Origin of the sequence: Hydrogenophaga electricum (assembly GCF_030160815.1) — a bacterium.
In the GTDB taxonomy this organism is placed as follows: Bacteria; Pseudomonadota; Gammaproteobacteria; order Burkholderiales; family Burkholderiaceae_C; genus Hydrogenophaga; species Hydrogenophaga electricum.
Window position 1 is genome coordinate 1 of record NZ_BSPB01000161.1, and the last position, 735, is coordinate 735.

General features: G+C 37.0%; 1 protein-coding gene. It reads right to left on the bottom strand.

Annotation, left to right across the window (positions count from 1 at the left end; all coding sequences use genetic code 11):
• Nucleotides 1-544, bottom strand: a 544-nt coding sequence (gene atpB / locus QQK43_RS23740; RefSeq protein WP_284309649.1) for a F0F1 ATP synthase subunit A, incomplete at its 3' end; no start/stop codon positions are given.
• Nucleotides 545-735: the final 191 nt, after the last annotated feature.

Genomic DNA, 735 nt, shown 5'->3' on the forward strand with positions numbered 1-735 from the left:
AAATAAGAGCTTGAATACCGCTTGTAAATAATCCAAGAAACATGACCGGTATAGGAACTACTAAGGGGACTAAAGAAACAAGAACAACAACGACTAATTCATCCGCCAATATATTCCCGAAAAGTCGAAAACTAAGCGATAATGGTTTTGTGAAATCTTCTAATATGTTAATTGGTAAAAGGATTGGAGTTGGTTTAATATATTTCTCGAAATAACTCAATCCTTTTTTGCTAAGACCCGCATAAAAATATGCCGCTGACGTGAGTAAAGCTAAAGCAACAGTAGTATTTATATCATTCGTGGGCGCTGCTAATTCTCCATGGGGTAACTGTATAATTTTCCAAGGTAAAAGAGCACCCGACCAGTTCGAAACAAAAATAAAAAGGAACATAGTTCCAATAAAGGGAACCCAGGGACCGTATTCTTCTCCAATCTGAGTTTTGCTTAAGTCTCGAATAAACTCAAGGACATATTCGAAGAAATTCTGACCATCGGTTGGGATGGTTTGTGGATTGCGAACAGCTATGATAACTGAACCTAGCAAGATAGTAATTACGACCCAAGAAGTGATAAGTACTTGGGCATGAATTTGGAAACCTCCTATTTGCCAATAGAAGTGTTGGCCTACTTCTACGCCCGATATCTAGTATAACCCCTTGAGTGTTTTAATGGAACACGGTATAATATTCATATTGTCCCCTGATAAAAAATGAACTTCAAAAAAAGAATTCTTTT